The organism is Hyalangium minutum, assembly GCF_000737315.1.
Classification (GTDB): domain Bacteria; phylum Myxococcota; class Myxococcia; order Myxococcales; family Myxococcaceae; genus Hyalangium; species Hyalangium minutum.
In genome coordinates this window covers 522,775-540,313 of the sequence record NZ_JMCB01000004.1, presented here as the reverse complement: position 1 = coordinate 540,313, position 17,539 = coordinate 522,775, and the positions used below count along the sequence as shown (strand labels likewise).

The 17,539-nt window shown below is 67.1% G+C and carries 19 protein-coding genes; 7 read left to right on the top strand and 12 right to left on the bottom strand.

What is annotated here, in order from left to right; translation table 11 throughout:
* The first annotated feature begins 15 nt into the window (after positions 1–15).
* The 3 genes from DB31_RS13580 to DB31_RS13570 all read left to right on the top strand — a co-directional run bounded on the left by DB31_RS13580 (position 16) and on the right by DB31_RS13570 (position 3,193).
* Entirely contained in the window at positions 16–1,746 is a 1,731-nt protein-coding gene (locus DB31_RS13580) for a serine/threonine protein kinase (protein ID WP_083968234.1), read from the top strand.
* A 488-nt stretch (positions 1,747–2,234) separates the two neighbouring features.
* Positions 2,235–2,432 carry a hypothetical protein gene (locus DB31_RS13575; RefSeq protein ID WP_044187134.1) on the top strand — a complete coding sequence of 66 codons (198 nt, stop codon included), beginning with the start codon at positions 2,235–2,237 and terminating at the stop codon, positions 2,430–2,432.
* A gap of 95 nt (positions 2,433–2,527) precedes the next feature.
* Positions 2,528–3,193 carry a GNAT family N-acetyltransferase gene (locus DB31_RS13570; RefSeq protein ID WP_240486680.1) on the top strand — a complete coding sequence of 222 codons (666 nt, stop codon included), beginning with the start codon at positions 2,528–2,530 and terminating at the stop codon, positions 3,191–3,193.
* 27 nt (positions 3,194–3,220) lie between these two features.
* On the opposite strand, the gene DB31_RS13565 is transcribed toward DB31_RS13570, so the two are convergent.
* Positions 3,221–3,613, bottom strand: coding sequence for a GFA family protein (locus DB31_RS13565; RefSeq protein ID WP_044187131.1), 393 nt, complete (start codon positions 3,611–3,613; stop codon positions 3,221–3,223).
* A 210-nt stretch (positions 3,614–3,823) separates the two neighbouring features.
* On the opposite strand from DB31_RS13565, the gene DB31_RS13560 reads away from it, so the two are divergent.
* Positions 3,824–4,033 carry a hypothetical protein gene (locus DB31_RS13560; RefSeq protein ID WP_044187129.1) on the top strand — a complete coding sequence of 70 codons (210 nt, stop codon included), beginning with the start codon at positions 3,824–3,826 and terminating at the stop codon, positions 4,031–4,033.
* Positions 4,034–4,048: 15 nt separating this feature from the next.
* Here DB31_RS13560 and DB31_RS46495 read toward each other — a convergent pair whose 3' ends face one another.
* From DB31_RS46495 to DB31_RS48780, 6 genes are all read right to left on the bottom strand, one after another.
* Positions 4,049–4,189 carry a hypothetical protein gene (locus tag DB31_RS46495; RefSeq protein ID WP_420806692.1) on the bottom strand — a complete coding sequence of 47 codons (141 nt, stop codon included), beginning with the start codon at positions 4,187–4,189 and terminating at the stop codon, positions 4,049–4,051.
* Between the two features lie 234 nt (positions 4,190–4,423).
* Complete coding sequence (locus tag DB31_RS44780; RefSeq protein ID WP_052419933.1) at positions 4,424–6,298, bottom strand: hypothetical protein; 1,875 nt, start codon at positions 6,296–6,298, stop codon at positions 4,424–4,426.
* The gene (locus tag DB31_RS13550) at positions 6,295–7,104 is read right to left on the bottom strand and encodes an anti-sigma factor family protein (RefSeq protein WP_083968232.1); all 810 of its coding nucleotides are present in this window, start codon (positions 7,102–7,104) and stop codon (positions 6,295–6,297) included. Before DB31_RS13550 ends, DB31_RS44780 begins: the two co-directional genes overlap by 4 nt.
* Positions 7,101–7,694, bottom strand: a complete 594-nt coding sequence (locus DB31_RS13545; RefSeq protein WP_157231961.1) for an RNA polymerase sigma factor — start codon at positions 7,692–7,694, stop codon at positions 7,101–7,103. The genes DB31_RS13550 and DB31_RS13545 overlap by 4 nt, the downstream gene beginning before the upstream one ends.
* A 285-nt stretch (positions 7,695–7,979) precedes the next feature.
* The gene (locus tag DB31_RS44775; protein ID WP_052419932.1) at positions 7,980–8,441 is read right to left on the bottom strand and encodes a hypothetical protein; all 462 of its coding nucleotides are present in this window, start codon (positions 8,439–8,441) and stop codon (positions 7,980–7,982) included.
* The gene (locus DB31_RS48780; RefSeq protein ID WP_157231960.1) at positions 8,438–8,578 is read right to left on the bottom strand and encodes a hypothetical protein; all 141 of its coding nucleotides are present in this window, start codon (positions 8,576–8,578) and stop codon (positions 8,438–8,440) included. Before DB31_RS48780 ends, DB31_RS44775 begins: the two co-directional genes overlap by 4 nt.
* 127 nt (positions 8,579–8,705) lie before the next feature.
* On the opposite strand from DB31_RS48780, the gene DB31_RS13535 reads away from it, so the two are divergent.
* Together DB31_RS13535 and DB31_RS13530 are read left to right on the top strand one after the other, a co-directional pair.
* On the top strand, positions 8,706–9,614 hold the full coding sequence (locus DB31_RS13535; RefSeq protein ID WP_044187122.1) for a DUF6310 domain-containing protein: 909 nt from the start codon (positions 8,706–8,708) through the stop codon (positions 9,612–9,614).
* Positions 9,611–10,366: a DUF5953 family protein gene (locus DB31_RS13530; protein WP_044187119.1), complete on the top strand. Its 756-nt coding sequence runs from the start codon at positions 9,611–9,613 to the stop codon at positions 10,364–10,366. The genes DB31_RS13535 and DB31_RS13530 overlap by 4 nt, the downstream gene beginning before the upstream one ends.
* A 36-nt stretch (positions 10,367–10,402) precedes the next feature.
* Here the strand turns inward: DB31_RS13530 and DB31_RS13525 are convergent, their stop codons facing one another.
* The 4 genes from DB31_RS13525 to DB31_RS13505 all read right to left on the bottom strand — a co-directional run bounded on the left by DB31_RS13525 (position 10,403) and on the right by DB31_RS13505 (position 14,650).
* Positions 10,403–12,712, bottom strand: coding sequence for a Kelch repeat-containing protein (locus DB31_RS13525; RefSeq protein ID WP_044187116.1), 2,310 nt, complete (start codon positions 12,710–12,712; stop codon positions 10,403–10,405).
* Positions 12,713–12,852: 140 nt separating this feature from the next.
* A complete protein-coding gene (locus DB31_RS13520) occupies positions 12,853–13,035 on the bottom strand; it encodes a hypothetical protein (RefSeq protein ID WP_044187113.1) in 183 nt (60 codons plus the stop codon).
* Positions 13,036–13,287: 252 nt separating this feature from the next.
* A complete protein-coding gene (locus tag DB31_RS13515; RefSeq protein WP_044187337.1) occupies positions 13,288–13,491 on the bottom strand; it encodes a cold-shock protein in 204 nt (67 codons plus the stop codon).
* A gap of 457 nt (positions 13,492–13,948) precedes the next feature.
* Complete coding sequence (locus DB31_RS13505; RefSeq protein ID WP_044187109.1) at positions 13,949–14,650, bottom strand: DUF1775 domain-containing protein; 702 nt, start codon at positions 14,648–14,650, stop codon at positions 13,949–13,951.
* Positions 14,651–15,243: 593 nt separating this feature from the next.
* On the opposite strand from DB31_RS13505, the gene DB31_RS13500 reads away from it, so the two are divergent.
* Complete coding sequence (locus DB31_RS13500) at positions 15,244–16,857, top strand: serine/threonine-protein kinase (RefSeq protein WP_044187107.1); 1,614 nt, start codon at positions 15,244–15,246, stop codon at positions 16,855–16,857.
* Between the two features lie 30 nt (positions 16,858–16,887).
* On the opposite strand, the gene DB31_RS13495 is transcribed toward DB31_RS13500, so the two are convergent.
* The gene (locus DB31_RS13495; RefSeq protein WP_240486679.1) at positions 16,888–17,424 is read right to left on the bottom strand and encodes a gamma-glutamylcyclotransferase; all 537 of its coding nucleotides are present in this window, start codon (positions 17,422–17,424) and stop codon (positions 16,888–16,890) included.
* Positions 17,425–17,539: the final 115 nt, after the last annotated feature.

Genomic DNA, 17,539 nt, shown 5'->3' with positions numbered 1-17,539 from the left:
TCCAACTCCTTCTCCATGGACTCCTCCTCGTCTGGAGCCCATGAGGTGTCACACCGGGGAGCACCTCGTCACGACGGGGCACGGCGAACAGATACGGGGATCCTGCTGCTGTTCCTGGGCCACCCCAACATCGTCCAGCCGTGCGGGTACGGGTACTTACCGGACAAGGCGAGCGGGAACGTCTATCTCGTCCTGGACTACGTGGACGGCTGGACGTTGGCCGAGTGGATGGAGCGCAAACACCCCACCGTGCATGAAGTCCTGTCCGTCTTCGTGAAGATGGCCGCAGCGCTGGCGTACATGCACAGCCGGGGCGTGCTTCACCGCGACTTGAAACTGGCCAACGTGCTGATCCGCAAGAGCGACGGAGAGCCGATCATCATCGACCTGGGAGGCGCCAGCCACGCGCTCGCCGAGGACCTGACCGAAGAAGGCTTGCCCCCGGGAACGGATCGCTTTCGCGCGCCCGAGCAGTTCAAGTTTCTCCGCGAGCACAAGGAAGAACACCGGGCGCGGTACGCCTTCCAGGTGTCAGACGAAATCTTCGCCTATGGGGTGATGCTCTATGACTTGCTGACGGATCCGCGCCCCACGGAGGTGCGCCCCAGGGAGCCCATCAACAGCGTCATCCGTACGCCGCAACCTGTCCACAAGCTGAATCCCCGCGTACCCGTGGCCGTGAGCAACTGGGTGCAGAGCCTCCTGGCGCGTGACCCAGGCAAGCGCCCCGTTGATACCGAAGCCCTGCGGCGCGAAGCGGCGGAGCTGGCAGCCGTCACGAGCGCTGAATACCTGGAGCCGGTGCATCTTCCCTCGAAGCAGCGCTCCCCCGAGCTCTCGAAGGCTGAGAAGCCTGTCGCACGGGAGGAGCCGCAGGGGCGCGCAGGGGCCACGCTGAGCGCCCCTGCGGGGCGGCTCCACGCGCGTACGGTGCTTGCGGGGGGCGGCCTCGTGGCGGCCTGCCTTGCCGTTGCGCTCGTGCTCTGGCCTGGAGCAGTGCCCACGCCCACACCAGCGCCGGCGCCTCGCGGGGCCCCTGCGCCGATGCCTGCCACTGCTGTCCCCATGGCCCCACTTGAGAGCGCTCCTGCTATGTCCACGCCTGTCCCCATGCGAGCGGTGGACAGAGGCCCCGCAGTTCCTGCGGACACACAGAAGGAAGGTTCAACAGTGACGACCCAGAAGCCAGAAGCCCCCAAGCCGGCGCGCCCCTCTCGCGCAGAGAAGCAACCCCCGAGCGCGACGGTGTGCAGGGCACTCGCGTTTCTCGCCGCCGTGGCTGCCGGATGCACCGGGGCCCCCATCAGGCCCGAGCCTTTCAAGTGCCCCGAGCGGACACAAAAAGTCATGCTTGAGCAAGGCTGGGAGGCTGGGTATCGCTTCGATGTCGCGCTGGATGACCGCTTTGACCGCGACTCGGACGAGGTGATTTTCCGCCCCGGTGCTGAAATCGTGGCAATCGTTCCTGACACGGGCCTTGACCGCGAGCAGTACAAGAAGGCCCCCCCGGGCACCAAGCTGTGGGGGCGCGTCTACGTGGATCCGCAAGACGAGACAGCCAAGGGGAGGAAAGAACCCGCTGCGGTGCTCGTGAAGTACGAGCGCGCGAAGTTGCCCGGAAAGGAAGACTTTCCTGTGTGCATCATCGGGCGAAGCCGCAAGGGGTACTCGATGGACAAGGACGGCGCCACGAAAGCCGCCAACAGCGGAGAGGTGGAGGTGACACCGTTCTATCCCTACGACTAGCGCCCTCTCCAGCACCCGCAGTTTGTCCGCGTCCACGGGCTGCCCAAGGCGGAGGGGGCTTGGTACGTCATCACCGATCATCCGTCCGGCAATTCGTTGAATGATGTTCTCGCACTCGTCACGGAGTGCAGACGGTGGTTCTCTCCCCTCTTCGCGCTGCACGTGGGCGCCCAGGTGGCGGGCGCCCTTCACCACGCACACACGGCCCAGGACGAGCGCAGGCGCTCGTTGGGCATCGTCCACCGGGCCATTGACCTGGAACACGTCTTCTTGGATTGGGAGGGCCGCGTGCAGGTGTCGACAAGGGCTTGCGCGGAGGGTGGCGGCTCCGGGCGCCTCGGCGCGTCTTGCCAACCCGTTGAACTCACTGGGGTAGGTTTTGCCGCACACGCCAGGGACCGTCCGCGATCGCGGACTGTGCCTGGCGACGGTACCCACCGGTGGGCAACAGCCGTTTCATGGTTCCGACCAGTCGGAAGCGTCGTTTCATGGTTCCGACCAGTCGGAAGCGTCGTTTCACGGTACCCACCGGTTGGCAGCAGCCACTGGCCACCTCGCCTATAACGGCGGAGCCCACCGAGACCGACCGTCGCACCCACCTTCAGCCCCCCGAAGTCCCGCAAGAGCGCCTGGCTCCGGCCCAGCTGCGCGTGAAGCAGGGCACCACCGAGCAGCTGTGTACCTGAGAGAGGTGTGCGATGTCCTACCAACGCCATGCTGGGAGGACCACGCGGCATCTCGCCGCAGGGCGCTCCGCCCATAGCGAGATTGAGACCCGCTGATGCGCACGCCGACGGACTGGTACGGCCCGGTCGCAGATCTCCTCAACGTCGACAAGCCGAGCCCCGTCCGCAGTTGCATCCGCTTCTCCCACCGCGCGCCCGTGACGCTAGAGTGCGCGCCGATGACGCCCCCGGAGACGCATCCCGCGCACGCCGTGAAGATCCGCCCCGCGACGCTGGCGGACGCAGCGACCCTGACGGAGCTCGGCGCGCGCACGTTTAGAGACTCCTTCGCCGCCGACAACACCCCTGAGGACATGGAGGCGTTCCTCGCCTCGCACTACCGGCCGGAACTCCAGGAAGCGGAGCTGAAGGACCCGCTCAACCTGTACCTGCTGGCGGAGGTCTCTGGAGTCCCCGCCGGCTTTGCCCTGCTGCGCGACGGAGCCCGCGAACAGTGCGTGCAGGCCGAGCACCCGCTCAACCTGACCCGCCTGTACGTGGACCGGCCCTTCCTGGGAGCTAAAGTGGGGGCTGCGCTCATGCTCCGCTGTCTGGAGGAGGCGCGCACTCGGAGGCATGACGTGTTGTGGCTGGGCGTGTGGGAACGCAATGCCCGCGCACGGGCCTTCTACGCACGTTGGGGCTTCACCGAGGTGGGCGAGATGCGCTTCCTGCTGGGGAACGATCCGCAGCGCGATCTCGTGCTCACCCTCGCGCTCTGATCCGGGCAGGCTCAGGCGGACCACGCTTCAGCGAGAGAACTCTTCTCGCCGCAGGAGGCCGTCTTCAGGCACTTCGTAATAGTCGCCTTTGCTCCCCAGGTAGATATGTGCCTTCGACCTCAACCCAGTCGGGGCATCGAGGGTACCCGCACAGATCGACATCTTCGGCGCGCCCTCTTCGTCCCATAGCAAGCTCGAGCCGCACTCGCCGCAGAAGCCCTTCCGCACGGTCGACGACGCCGCGTACCACCTGAGCCCGCGCTCCTCGGTGAGTTGAAAACCGGGGCGGTCGACGGCGGTGTAAGCCCCGACGTGTCCATGCCAGCGACGACACTTCGAGCAGTGGCAGAACGTGACAGGGGTCAACTCGAGGGTGACCACGTACCTCACGGCGCCGCATGCGCATCCGCCCGTCTTCATCTCTCCACCATACGCACTCCAAGTCCTTGGCGAAATCCCACTCCATATACCGAGGCAGTCCGCGCCCCAGTTCGCCTGCCTCCGCCAGCAGCGTAGCGAGATTATTCCTCACCGCCGCATACAGCACCGTCCCCTCCGACCACCTGCACCGGTACACTCCCTCGAGTTCCCCACCTGCCCTAGGCAGTACGTGCCGGAGTATGCTGTCTCATGGCCGGTGGACCGTTCGCAGCAGCGGTGATGTGCATGGATTGCTTCGGTGACGACGTCATCACCAAGGCTGTCCGCGTCTATGAAGGCGCTGAGTCCGATCAGTACCGTTGCGAGAAGGGCCACCTCTTCGGCATCGACTGGCGCGGCAAGCCCGCAACCGAGCCGCAGTGGCCGCCGCCGCCCGAGTACACCGTGGGCAGGAAGTAGCCCCCGCCAGAGGACTCAGGCCGGGGCCAGCCTCAGCAACTCGAGCGCCCGGGCCATGTCGTCGGGCAGTGGCGCCTCGAACGCGCGGGCTTCCACGCCCGGCAGTTCAGGCCACTCCAGCCGCGCCGCGTGCAGCGGCGTCCGTGCCAGCACCACCGCCTCGCTCGTGCCGCCGAGGTCCTTCTGCGTATAGGCGGGATAGCGGCCATGTGGAGCTCGACGCGCTCGACTTCGAGGGCAGGCAGCGGCTGGTGCGTCTGCTCATCGAGCGCGTCGTGGTGACGGGCGAGCACGTCACCAAAGACGCCGCGCACGAGGCCCGCCGCCTGATTGGCGAGCGGCTCCGCCAGTCCTTCGCTCGAGCCCCTAGGGCCGTGCAGCACCCGGGCGTCAGAACTGGCCTGACAGGCCGACCATGGCCCCGCCCTCGGGCAGCGTCGTGAACGACACCTGGGGAATGTCATGGAGTGCGGAGTCAGCGCTCCACGCCTCGAGCAGGTGCTCGGTAGGCGAGCGCTGCAGGACGGCATTCAGGATGGCGCCAGCGCCAGCGAGCATGAGCCCCGGCCCCACCATCCGGTTGAGCGCCCGCCCGTAGTTCTCGGGCAAGGGAGGCTTGGCCCGCTCCTGCCACACCGTGAACGCCGCTCCAACGCCGAGCGTGAAGGCACCGGACAGCTTGACGAGGAACCTCTTGTGGCGCTCGGCCTCAGCGATGCCCCGGAGCCGCTCCTCGGTGAGCGCCACCAGGTGAGCGCGGTCCCCGGGGGTGAGGAGCCCTCTGCGGTAGTCGGCCTCCACTTCCTCTCCTTCCGAGGTGCTCAGCAGATTCCAGGTGCCCGCCCCAGCGAGGAACGCACCCGCCGTGAGGTAGGTCCAGGTGGAGGCCTCATAGCCTTTCGCATGCAGGTTCAATCCTCCTGCCACTCCGAAGGCCGCCCCGGCTGCCAGACCGAAAGCCCCTTCATAGTGCCGCCGCTGGCGCTGCTGCTGGCCGAGCTGGCCCAGGAGCAGGCCCATGCGATTGCTGTCCTCACGAGAGATGCCGTACACGGGTGCAGGCGCCTCGGTCTGCTCGCTCCGGAAGGTGGTCAGCGCCAGTGGACCGAACGGCTGGGCAAAGAGCGCGCGCAGGGGCTCTGCTGCGCCTCGGGGCTCGGGGCCCGTCGCGGCGGTGGACAGGGACGCCAGCGTCACCTCGCCCTCCGGAAGCGCGAGCCGCTCCGCGTGGCCGTTGGCGAGCACCCGCTCGACGCTGCCTCCACGCGTGGCCGGGGGAAGGCTCAGGCGCACGCGGTGCCCTGCCTCGCTGTGGCTGTCCAGCCAGCGGAGGCCCTCCGCATCCCGGATGACGAGACGGACGGCGTCCTGCTCGTTCACATCCAGCACGGCCGCACCGGCAGAGAGGGACTCGATCAGGTGGGCCTGGTTGTCACCCGCGGGCCCCCGGGCGAACACACGCGGGCGGAAGGCTGGGTTCTTCACGTCCCGGCTCGCCGTCTCCACGAAGGCGGCGAGCTCCTCATAGGTGACCGCGCCGTCCCCATCCGCGTCCGCCGCTCCCAGCAGACCCGAGCGCACCGCATGGCTGAAGATGCCCGACTGGAGCTCGGACCACTCGTACACCTCGGCCTCGGCGCTCGTGGACAGCAGCACCCCGACGTGGGGGAGCCTCCGCCCCATCGCCTCCGCCGAGTCCACCGGCGTGGCATAGCGCCGGCCGCCGGGCTTGCGCGGGTTGAGCACGAAGAACGAGTTGCAGCTGTCGAGCACCACGTGGGCCCGCTGCACTGGAACCCGGGCCAGTGCCTCTTCGAGCTCGTCGGCGGTGAAGGCGCCGTCAGCCAGCTCAAGGAACCCCTTGCCCTTCTCCACATCCCCATGGCCCGCGAAGAGGAAGTACAGCTCGCTCTCCTTGCCCTGGGCCGCGGCCTCCCGCGCAAGCTGGGAGAGCTCCTCGAAGGCCCGCTGCAGCCTGGCACGGGTGGGCGGCTCGGCTCGCTCCTGGAGCTGGGGGAAGAGGCGGGCGGTGTCCTTGTCCAGCTCGGTGAGCACCCGCACGTGGGCCTCGGGCGCCAGCAGCCGGAAGACGGTGTCGTACTTGGCGGCGTCATCGTCCGCGAACTGGAGCGGCGGACGCCCCAGCGTTGCGCTCGTGTTGTTGCCCACGATCAGGACGAAGCGCTCCCGCGGCGCGGCCAGCGCCAGCGTGGGCAGGAGGACCAGCAGGCCAACCAACGGCTTCAGCCAAGGGCAGGGGATCATGGCGCTTCCTCCAGCATCAGGGTCCAGTGGGTGAGAGAGGCCTCCGGCCAGCGGGCGCGGAGGAGTGATTCGGTGAGCGCTCCCTGCCCGAGTCCCTCCACATCGAGCACACGGACAGGTTCGGACGTCACCAGGGCGAAGACGTGCAGCGGGCCGGGCGCAGGGTGCTCGAGCGCCACTGCCTCGGGCATGGGCGTATCCCGCTCAGCGGGTGGCAGTGTGACGGAGCGCGGGTCGTCACCCGGAGTGAGGTACGCCGGGTAGAGCCAGTGCAGCTCCCCTGCGGCGTCCTGGGCAAAGAGGAGCAGGAAGGCAGGGGCCTCGCCGAGGTGACGGTAGCGCGCGAAGAGCGGCGTCGTCTGTCGCAAGACCGCACCGTCCCGCAGCAGCACCGGTGGCTGCCCGGCGGACAGCAGATCCACGCCGACATACCGATCCAGCGAGGGCGTTCCGCCTCCGCGCGCGGCGAAGGACTTGGGAGCGTCCTGGGGCCCGGCCTGCCAGAGCAACACCCCGAGCACCACCAGGCAGGAGGCCGCGAGCCCGGCGTGCCAGACCGGCTGCCAGAAGGGGCGAGCCATGGGAGGGGTGACGTGGAGGCGCGCCATGATGGCCTGGACGTCATGCTCCTCGGGAGGCCTGGGCGGCTCTCGCAGCCTCGAGATCAGCCGCTGCTGCGAGGCCAGCTCGTGGCGGCAGGGGGAGCAGCTGGCGACGTGCGCCTCGAGCTCCCGGGTGCGGTTGGTGGTGGCTTCACCGTCCAGCCACTGGAACAGCTCCATCGGTTGGGGACAGGGGGCACTCATTCGCCATCCTCCTGGGTGCGCGCGCGCAGTTGGCGGATGCCGAGGAACACCCGCGAGCGGACGGTGCTCATGGGGGCTCCGAGGATCCGGGCAATCTCCGGGTAGCCGAGCCCCTGATCGAAGCGGAGCAGCACCGCCTCCTTCAGCTTGGGCGGGAGCTCCTGCAGCGCCGCCATCATCCGGCGGTAGCGCTCGGCCTCGAGCAGGGCCTCAAGCGGCGAGTGCGCCGCGGCTCCCCCACCCTCCAGCCCGAGCCGCTGCCGCTGCCGCTGGCTGTCGCGGTACCGGTTGCGGCAGAGGTTCCGCACGAGGGTGAAGAGGTAGACGGAGAAGGGGCGCACCGGCCGGAACTCGCGGCGCGTGTGCCAGACCTTGAGGAGCGCCTCCTGCGCCACTTCGGCGCCCGCTGTCGGGTCTCCCAGGTAGCGCGTGGCGAAGCGCTGAACCCCGGCCAGGTGCCGCCTCACGAGGACCTCGAAGGCCTCGGTGGCCCCCGCACTGGCCAGGAGCATCAGCTCCGCATCCGGGCGCTCCTCCGCCCGCGCGGCCGGGGGAGGAATGACGAACAGCTGAGGATCTCGCTTGGACATCGCCTGGAGGAACACCCCAGGGGCGATTCCGTTGAGTCATCCCCCAGAATTTTCTTCTTTTCCGCTTACCACGGCAGCGTGGCGGCGTCCGTCAGGGGCTCGGGGTTGTGTAGTTGTGTAAGTGCTCGCCGTATCGGAGGTTTGTTCCTCCTTCACCTTCGCGCGAGACGGAGACGCAACACCCTGCCTTGGAGCAACTGCCCGCCCAGTCCAAGAGCGCTCCACCCTTCCCGCTGGGAGCGGAGAGTGTCCTCCGCTCCCAGGTCTGGGTGACCCGATGCTCCCCTACCGCGTCTCCGCCTTGCGGACTTTGACGCGCACGCAATCCAGCCCCCACAGCTCGTTGGCATCAGCTCGGGGCGGATCCACGAAACGGAGGGTCAGGTGGTTGCCCGAGTGGCGGAAGGTGAAGGTGAGCTTGTAGATGGAGTCTCCCACCCCGCCGTAGCCGGACTCATCGGGGTAGCCGAGCGTGCCCTTCTCCTCCGCGCCGGTGAGGCCCGGGTTGCTGCCTCCGGGGAACTGCTGCGGGTACGATTGGAAGAACTCGGGGTCGAACGGGGCATCATCGTTGGAGAAGGTGGCATCGAGCAGCACGGGGCCACCGTCGACTGACGCTATCCAGCGATCCGGGCCAGCAAATGGGCTGTTGCCGTCCCACGTCTTGATGACGAAGAGCTCGAGCGTGACCTTGAGCCCTGGCAGGGCACTCCCGTGCCCATGAGCGGACCTGAGGAAGGGAGTCATCTCCAGCGGCGTGAGCGCCAGGCCTCGCGCACGCGTTGCTCCGCGAGCGCCACCGCGGACTGGCGAGGCAGCACTCCAGTCCGGCGGGACTCGTCCACCACCCGGTGCGTGTTGTCGCGGATCTTCTCGTCGTTCATTTGGGGCGGAAAGGTGTACCGCTAGCTGCATGGAGCGAGGCTGCAAGGGTCTTCACCCCGAACCCTTTCTAGTTGACGATATAGATATCTGACGTCAACTCCCGCGCCTGATTGAAAGGACGTGGCCATGCGCCTGCAAACGTGCAGCGTCCCCCTGTTTCTACTTCTACTCTCGGCCTGCGCCACGATGGACCTGAGCCCGGGAGAGGTGGAGGCCCCGAGCCCGCGACTCGCCAATCTTCAGCGTGCGGCACTGTATCCCTGGACGGATGATGGACAGTGTGCGGTGCGAGAAGCATCCAACGAATGGCCTATCCTTGCGGAGCGGTGCTTTCACGCGCTCGATCGCGACAGAGTCAGGTTTCGGGATGTCACCAAAAGATGCGCTGTCGCCTACGCGGATGCAGCAACTCCCGCAGTCGTGGCTCTCTGTATCTTTGCAGCGCCCGAGATCGTCGCGGGTGCAGTGATTGTGATTGGCGTAGTGGTCGTGGCAGCCGCCATCCAAGAGGGGAGCGATGCATATCAACGGAACGCATCCCGCGAGCGCGCGAAGCCCAAGGCTCAAACGCGGCCCGCCAATGAACCGTTAGCGAACCAAGCGCCCAAGCCGAGGGGGTCGAGCACCGGAGACATCTTCCCCCCACCGCCAGAAACCAAGCCGCGCAGTCCGTCGTGCGATCCCATCCCGGTACGGCACGCGGGCGGAGATGTCCCGCATAACGAGTGCGCCGATAAGTTTCCGCCCAACCGTTATCCCGGCATGGACGTATTCGTGGGCGGCGAGCGCTTCGACGCTCTTCAAGTCGGCGTGCGCGTGCTGTGGGAGATCAAGACCCATCGCTTTAACACGTACCCTGACTTCATCCAAGATCAGGAGATTGAGAAAGAGATTGAGCAATTGCGCGAGGAGCGCCGGGCGGCGCAGGCCTGTGGCTATGACTTCGTTGTTGGCGTGAGCACCCAAGCACACAAAGACGCGCTGCTGCGCGTGGATCGATTCCTCAATGTCGTCGTCACAGGATGCAAACGATGACCCCTCGGAAACGCCTCGATCTGACCGTCTACGCACCAGCGCTCGTGGCCAATGACGGCCGCACACTCGCTGTCGTCCGTGGTATGGAACGGGCGCTGCCCGGCTTGCGCCTGGAGTGGAGAGTTACCGAGAAGCGACGGCTTGCCCTGTTGCCACAGCGCGACGAATGGCTCTCTGAGGCAGCGGCACGCGGGAAGTTCCCACTCGTATGCAATGGCGATAATCGTTTCCCGGTGAAGATTAGCGGGTTGACAACACCCGCAAGCCAAGCGCCGGGCGGCCAATCGTTGCTCGATGTCCATGCGAAGATGCCGCTAGACACGGCAGTTATCGCGGCTGCGGGGGAGATGCTGGAGCGCGTAGCGGAGGGCGCTTGCGCGTTCTGGGGACATGCGACGCCGGATGACGCTGCGCTGGACATCGCGTATCAGACAGCTCCCACGAGGGAAGGGCCGCCGTCCCCACGTCGGGGGCTGCCTGCCCTCAAGCTCCTCGAACAGATCCGCGCGCCAGAGATCCCCTATTTCCTTGGGTGGCTAAACTATTGGTCGGCAGCCGCCGCACGAGTCATCGGGTTCCCGGACCCGGCCCGCGACGCCGAGCTGCTCACGCGGGCGCGGCGCACGGCGGCGGGTGGATGGGTCGTGCAGCTCACCGATGCGCCGCTCGATTTCGACAACCCCGCCCACCTGGACGCGCTCAAGCGGACGTACGAGCGCTTCCCAATGATCGGCGGGCGCGACTCTCCGTGACCGCTCGGCTCGGGGATACCTACTTCGCTTCACTCCTCAGGGCGAGTACACCGCCGCCGTCGTGAGGACGCCGCTGCTCCCATTGGTTCCCCCTGAGACGAGGACCGTGCCATTGGTCAGCAGCGTCGCCGTGTGGCCACTGCGAACAGCAGCCATGGGAACAGCAGCGCTCCAGGTCCCCAAGGCTGGGTTGTATGACTCCACCGTCGAGGTGCCACTTCCCCCCGCGACGAGCACCTTGCCATTGGGCAGCAACACTGCCGGGTGGCCACTGCGAATCGAGACCATGGAACCCGTCACGCTCCAGGTGCCCGTGGCCGGGTCGTACAAATCCGCCGTCGCCGAGGAGTCGGTGCTGCTTCGATTTCCCCCCGAGACGAGGACTTTGCCGTTGGCCAAGAGCGTCGCCGGGTGGAAACCGCGATAAGTGCTCATGGAACCGACAGCACTCCAGAAGCCCGTAGCCGGGTCGTACACCTCCGCCGTCCTCAGGTAGGTGCTGCTGCTGTTGTATCCCCCCGCGACGAGGACCTTGCCGTTGGACAGGAGCGTCGCCGTGTGGACGTAGCGAGGCGCAACCATGGAACCGGTCGCGCTCCAGGTGCCCGTGGCCGGGTCGTACACCTCCGCCGATGCCGTGTAGCTGCTGCCGGTGTATCCCCCCGCGACGAGGACCTTGCCATTGGGCAGCAGCGTTGCCGTGTGCAGGAGGCGAGGCGAGGCCATGGAGGCGATCGCGCTCCAGGAGCCCGTGACCGGGTCGTACACCTCCGCCGATGCGAGGTAGCCGGTGCCGCGTCCTCCCGCGACGAGGACCTTGCCGTTGGGCAGCAGCGTCGCCGTGTGCTGGAAGCGAGGCGCGACCAGGGAACCGGCTGCGCTCCAGGTGCCCGTGGCCGGGTCGTACACCTCCGCCATCGCCACGATGTCGGTGCTACCGCCGTTGTAGCGGCCCCCCACGTTAAGAACCTTGCCGTTGGGCAGCAGCGTCGCCGTGTGCTGGTAGCGAGGCGAGGCCATGGAGCCCGTGGCGGCCCACCCCGAGACACAGGCGGGCAAGCCTGCCACCGAGAAGCTCTGAGTGGCGGACAGGTTGAAGGCGTTGGTGACGGTCACGGTGATGACCGAGGCAGTGCTCGCGGGAGTACAGGAGGGGGCCGTCCAGATAATGCGGCTGGTGGAGGCGCCGTGGGCGGGTGTGCCCAGTGAGCCGTAAGTGGCGGTCCACGCAAACGTCAGGGAAGCGGACTGAGGGTCCAGGGCGGTGACGTCAAAGGTCACCGTCTGGCCCGGAGAGGTGGAAGTGGCGGACTGGTAGAACTGGGAGAAGCGGGGAGCGAAACGCTCGGGAGAGGATGCGGCGACGCAGAGGGAGAGGGAGCCCGTGTTCTGCCCACCGCGTCCATCCTGAACGGTGACGGTCAGGCGGCAGTTGTTGCAGGCGCCTGCGGGAACCGAGGAAGGGATGAAGGAGGCGGTGCTGGAAGAGGCGTGGGTCCAGGTGCCCGGGCAAGAGGCAGTCCACGCGTAGGAGAGCGCATCGCCATCCGCGTCGGAGGCCAGGGTGGAGACGGAGGTGGACTGTCCTGCGTCGAGGAGGTTGCGCGAGGCGGAGACCTTGGAGATGACAGGCCAGAGGTTGAAGGAGATGTTGAGGGCGGCGTTGCCAGCAGCGGCGCCGTCGGAGGAGACGTTGACGGCCAAGGAGACGGAGACGGCGGCGCCCTGGGAGTCCGTCACGGTGAGGGTAAGGGTCTGGACGCCGACGGAGGAAGGCGCCGTCCAAGAGGTGGAGGCGGCGGCGGGGTCAGAGAAGGAGCCGCCAGAAGCGGTCCACGCCAAGGAGAGGGTGTCACCCGGGTTGGGATCGTGAACGATGGCAGTGAGGGAGAGCGCGCCGCCCGTCAGGACAGAAGTGGAGGAGGCCACCAGGGAATCAATGACGGGGGCCTCATTGGCGTAGGGAGGAGGAGGAGAAAGCTCCTGGAGGATGAGGGCGACGGCGGTGGTCTGGTTGGGGAAAAGGGTGACGCCCGAGGTCTGTCCCTGGAAGCGCAGGGTGCCGGAGGCGTCGTAAGCCTGAGCGAGGAAGGAGCGGTTGGAACCCGCCGGGATGTTGCCGATGAGGCCGCCCCAGGAGCCGTTGGACGAAGCCAGCTCGACGGAGAGGGAGGCCATGTCCGAGGCAGAGACCGTCACTTGGACGCGGGTGACGTCACTGGAGGAGAGAGCCTGGGGGACGGAGACGGCAACCTGGACAGCGCTGGTGATGGGAGCAGAAGGCGAGCAGCCCGTGACCAGCACCAGCGTGAGTGCCAGCCACAGGCTGGTGGAGAGGCTTTTCAAGAGGATGTCCTCGAGGGGGCAGTGAATGCGGTAGCGGTATCACCACTGCCTACCAGAGCCAGTTTCCTTATTTTTTCCTCGCCCGCTCATCCCTCGGCCCAGTGCGGGTGCGCACGAGCGAGAGGGATGACATCCTGTCCTCAGTACTCCAGCGGGGCCTGGGGCCCCGGGATGATGTGCGCGATGTCCGGGTCGACTCCGCCGTCCATGCGGGCGGGGCGCTCGGCCTTCTCACGCTTGAGTTGCTCGCGCTTGAGCTGCTTGTCCTGATTGCGCTGCTGACGAGCCCGCTCCTTCTGCCGCTTGATGAATGTGACCGTCATGAGTCTCCAAATTGAGTGAGTGAGTGAGTGGCCCGTCTCCTGCTGGAGACCGGGACCGTACCTGCAGTCCTGATGCGCCGGGAAGCGGACCGCCAGGCCGAGGAGGCAGAGCCGCCTTGGCAACTCTTCACGGTACCGCTGAGGAGCATCAAGCTAAGCACTTGGATCGCGGATGCCCACCCCGCCGAAAAATGAAAAAGGCCCAGCCTCGCTGTGGAGACTGGGCCGGGTGCAGGGCCTAGCGGACGCGCGTTAGACGGGGCGGACGTTCTGCGCCTGCAGACCCTTGGGGCCGCGGGCCACATCGAACTGGACCTTCTGCCCTTCCTGCAGGGAACGGAAGCCATCGGCCTGGATCGCGCTGTGATGGCAGAAGAGATCCTCGCCCGCGCCCTCCTGCGTGATGAAACCGAAGCCCTTCGCGTCGTTGAACCACTTCACGGTACCAATTGCCATGAACTCGTCTTCTTTCTTGTCCGGCATCAATGAGTTGAGCCGGAGGCCGCTCCCCTATTCAGGGCCGACCATCACCGTGTGTCACGTTTCCAAGCTCTTGGCGAGGGGCCGCTCTCCATTTCTTCGAAAAGCGGACCCGTGACTGGCGGCTGAGGGTGGAACCTTCGGTCCCTGTCATCCATTCCCCTCACCCTGCGGGGCTCGGAGAAGCAAGCTCCAAGGCGGTGGCTTGGAGCCCTGACGAGCCCCAAACCCGCTTATGTCCCGAATCCCGGAGGGAGCAACTCACAGGGGAGCTGCCCAGACGGGGGGCGCGCGAGCTGGGTGGGCGATTCGAGACACGAGCTCAACCCCTGCGGTTGCTCAGGGGTGGGCGGCGGTGAGTCGTCGCTGCACGAGGCCAACGCCAGCGCGGCGAGCAGCCACAACCCACGGGTCTTCATGAGCGCGCGCCTCATCAGTACCTCACCCAGATCTCATCGTTGGCCTGGAGCGACGTGAGCTCGGAGACGCCCGAGGTCGTCTTCGCAAGCTCCGCAGTAGAGGCGTTGGCGCTATAGGCCGCGGTCCCCTTCCACACGATCTGTGCGTCCCCGAAGAAGAGGCTCAGGTCCGTCACAGCCGCCGGCACCGTGTACTTGTTCCAACCGGCCTTCCTCGCGGGGACAATCCGCAGCTCTGGCGCGGGCTCCGGCGCCGTCGTTCCCCCTGTGGTCGTGGGCGTGCCGACCCAGTCGACCGTCGTGAGGGTCCCGTTGCTCGCCTTGCAGGTTTGATGGGTCGGGAAGTACAGGGTCGTGAACGGCTGGTTGGGAACCTTGAGCCGGATCACGAGTTTGTAATAGCTGAGGTCACTCGGGAGCACATCGGCGTCTGCCTTCTGCCAGACAACGGCGATCACATCGCCCTGCGCGTTCTTCTCGACAGACACATTGCCAAAGTCACTGCGTACGGGGCGCACCGACGTCACCCCCGCGGGGATGTCGACCTTCACGCTGTAGGTATCCGCTCCCTCACAGCCATGCCCCACTCCGAAGGCGATCTCCTGAGTCGTGTTGGCGAAGCCTGGGCCCGAAGACACCGCGATGTGTGCAAGGGCCACTCCGGGCACCAAGAAGGCTCCTGTGATAGCCAGCACCGCCGCGACAGTCCGCTTCATATGTGTGCTCCTTTCCGAAAAGCGGGAGCACTTATCGCGAGCCAAGCACTTCATGCCCATGGGGCAAATTGTCGCAAGCGATGGATCCACCCCTGCACTAGTCTCCAGCCATGCGTTCCAGAGCGAGGCGTGTCCTCTTGTGGGCAGTGATCAGCGGCTTCACTGCGCTGGGGTGTGAAGGCGCGACACCCGATCCACCGACGGGCGAGCCAGATGGAGGAACCTCGTTGCCAGACGCGGGTCCGGGCAGCGAGGAGCCTTCTGGATGCCCTGTCGTGCCTGCCCCTACGGCGTGTCCCTCTCCCGCCCCGCACTACCCAGACGTGGCACCGATCTTCGATCGCCGGTGCGTCGTCTGCCACTCCGGCTCGCCCGGAGGTCCCTGGTCACTGGCGGATTACGGACACGTCGCGGATTGGCAGGACACGATTCGAACCAACGTGCGTGACTGCACCATGCCGCCCGCCGACGCAGGGGTCCCCATGACGCTCGAGGAGCGGCTCGCGATCCTGACGTGGATTCGTTGCGGCCTTCCGAGATGAGGGTTTCGCGGTAGGACGGAATCCACCACGTCGGGTTACAGTCACGCCCCCATGCCGGCCACTCCCCCCCAGGCGTCGCAGTCCACTCGGCTGCTGCAGGAGTACCTGGAACAAGACGTTGTCCCCCGCGAGACGTCCATCGCCCGCTTCATGCGCGGCATGATGGCGCTCGGCTGTGGGGCCTCCTTCGCCCTGGTGGGCGCCATCGGCTGGGGCCTGGCGCTGAGCCTCGCGGGACTCACGGGCGGCCTGGCCCTCTACTACTCGATCACGCTCTGGTTTCTGCGGCGAGGCCACTACCACCCTGCCCTCCCCTGGGTGGACACCGCCATCACCGTGTCCATCCCCGCGGTGGCCTGCGCCATCGAGGTGAACTTCCACGGCCCCGTCTACGCGCTCACCACGCCTCCGGTGCTCGCCTGGGGTGCCCTCATCGTGGTGTGCGCCATGAGGGCGGGAAAGCTCCTGGCCTACTACGCGGCGTCGATCGCGGCCCTGGAGTACCTGCTGCTCTACTTGTTCATCATGCGGCCCCTGCTGCCTGACGAGCCGCTGACCACCCTGACGCCGCCGATGATCGTGCTGCGCTGCGTGTTCCTCTTCGCTTACGGACCGCTGACCGCCACGCTGGCCAGCATCATCGTCCACAAGGCCGAGGCCGCCCTGCGCGCCATCCGTGAGAAGGACGTCATGGGCAAGTACCTCCTCCATGAGCGGCTGGGCGCGGGAGGCATGGCCGAGGTGTTTCGCGCCACCTACAGCCCCGAGGGCGGCTTCGAGAAGCAGGTGGCCGTCAAGCGCGTGCTGCCCGCCTACGCGGACGACGAGCAGTTCCTCGCCCTGTTCCGGCGCGAGGCCGAGCTGGGCTCGCTGCTCATCCACCCCAACATCGTCCAGGTGCTGGACCTCGGGCGCCACAAGGACACCGTCTTCCTCGCGATGGAGTACGTGCAAGGCTTGCCGCTGAGCAGCCTGCTCAAGCGTCTGCCCGCTTACCGGCTGCCCCCGGCCGCGGCCACCTATCTCGGTGCGGAGATCGCCTCGGCGCTCGCGTACATGCACGCCCGCGCGGACTCTCGCGGCGAACCCATGGGCCTCGTCCACCGCGATCTCAACCCGCCCAACATCCTGCTGTCGCGCATTGGTGAGGTGAAGCTGTCGGACTTCGGCATCGCTCGCGCGGCCAACCGCGGCGCCCTCACCCAGGCCGAGACGGTGCGAGGCAAGGCGGGCTACATGGCCCCCGAGCAGGTCCGCGCCGATCCCCTCGATGGCCGGGCAGACCTCTTCGCGCTGGGCCTCACCCTCCACGAGGTGCTCACCGGAGAGCCGCTTCTGCAGGGCAACAACCAGGCGCTGCTGATGTTGGCCTCCTTGAATCAGGAGCTGCTGCCACCTTCCCACTTCGTGCCCGGCATCTCTCGCGCACTGGACGGCATCGTCATGGGCCTCCTGCAGCGGGACCTGGACAAGCGCACGCCCTCGGGTGAGGTGCTCCATCAGCAGTTGATGGCGCTCACCGGTCCGGAGGCGCCCCTGCCCCACGGCCGGAGGCAGTTGATCGAGCTGGTCACGCAAGCCATGGCCCAGCCCTCCGCTCCGTCCACGCCCGAGTCCGAGATCGCCACCGTGCCCGCAGCGCGCGCCCGCCCCATCCACCCGTAGCGCCTGGCACCGGGCCACGCCCGGGCGCGGCTACAGCAGCCGCAACAGCTCCGCCACGTGCGCGTCGTGCTCACCGGCTTGGGCCAGGGCCTCGGCCAGCCGCTGCACGTACTCGCGATTCGAACCGCTGGGCCCGTGAGCGGAGCGCACCACCGCCGCGATCTCCGCTACCGTCAACGGCCCCACGTATTGAGGGTTCGACGGCCCTGCCAGGTACACCACGGCCTGCGGGATGGGCCCTTCGCGCGTCTCCAGCGCCACGGGGTGCCGCTCGTAGCCGCCTTGCTCCCGCCAATCCAGGTGGGTCAGCACTTCCGCCACGCGCTCGGAGGCGATCCGGTAGGCCATGCCCCAGCAGCGCGCACCGGGCTCGGGCACCAACGTCACCACCCGTCCCGGAGCTTCCGGCACGCCCCGGTGATCCGTGGAGCTCTGCCAGAAGCGCCGGCTCCAGTCCCGCAGCCACGCCTCGCGGCGCTCTTCATACGGAAAGGAGGGGCGGAAGATGAGAGAGCCGTAGCCGAAGATCCACATGGGCGCGTCCGAATCCCCAGATTCTCCAGTCACCCACCTTCTGTCAAAGGGGCTCTGAGAACAGTGCGGCGCTAAACCTGCAGCCCTTCGTGGCCGACGCCGGGGTGTGCAAGGGCACTCCCACCCCTTGAGGGACTGCTAGCCTGTG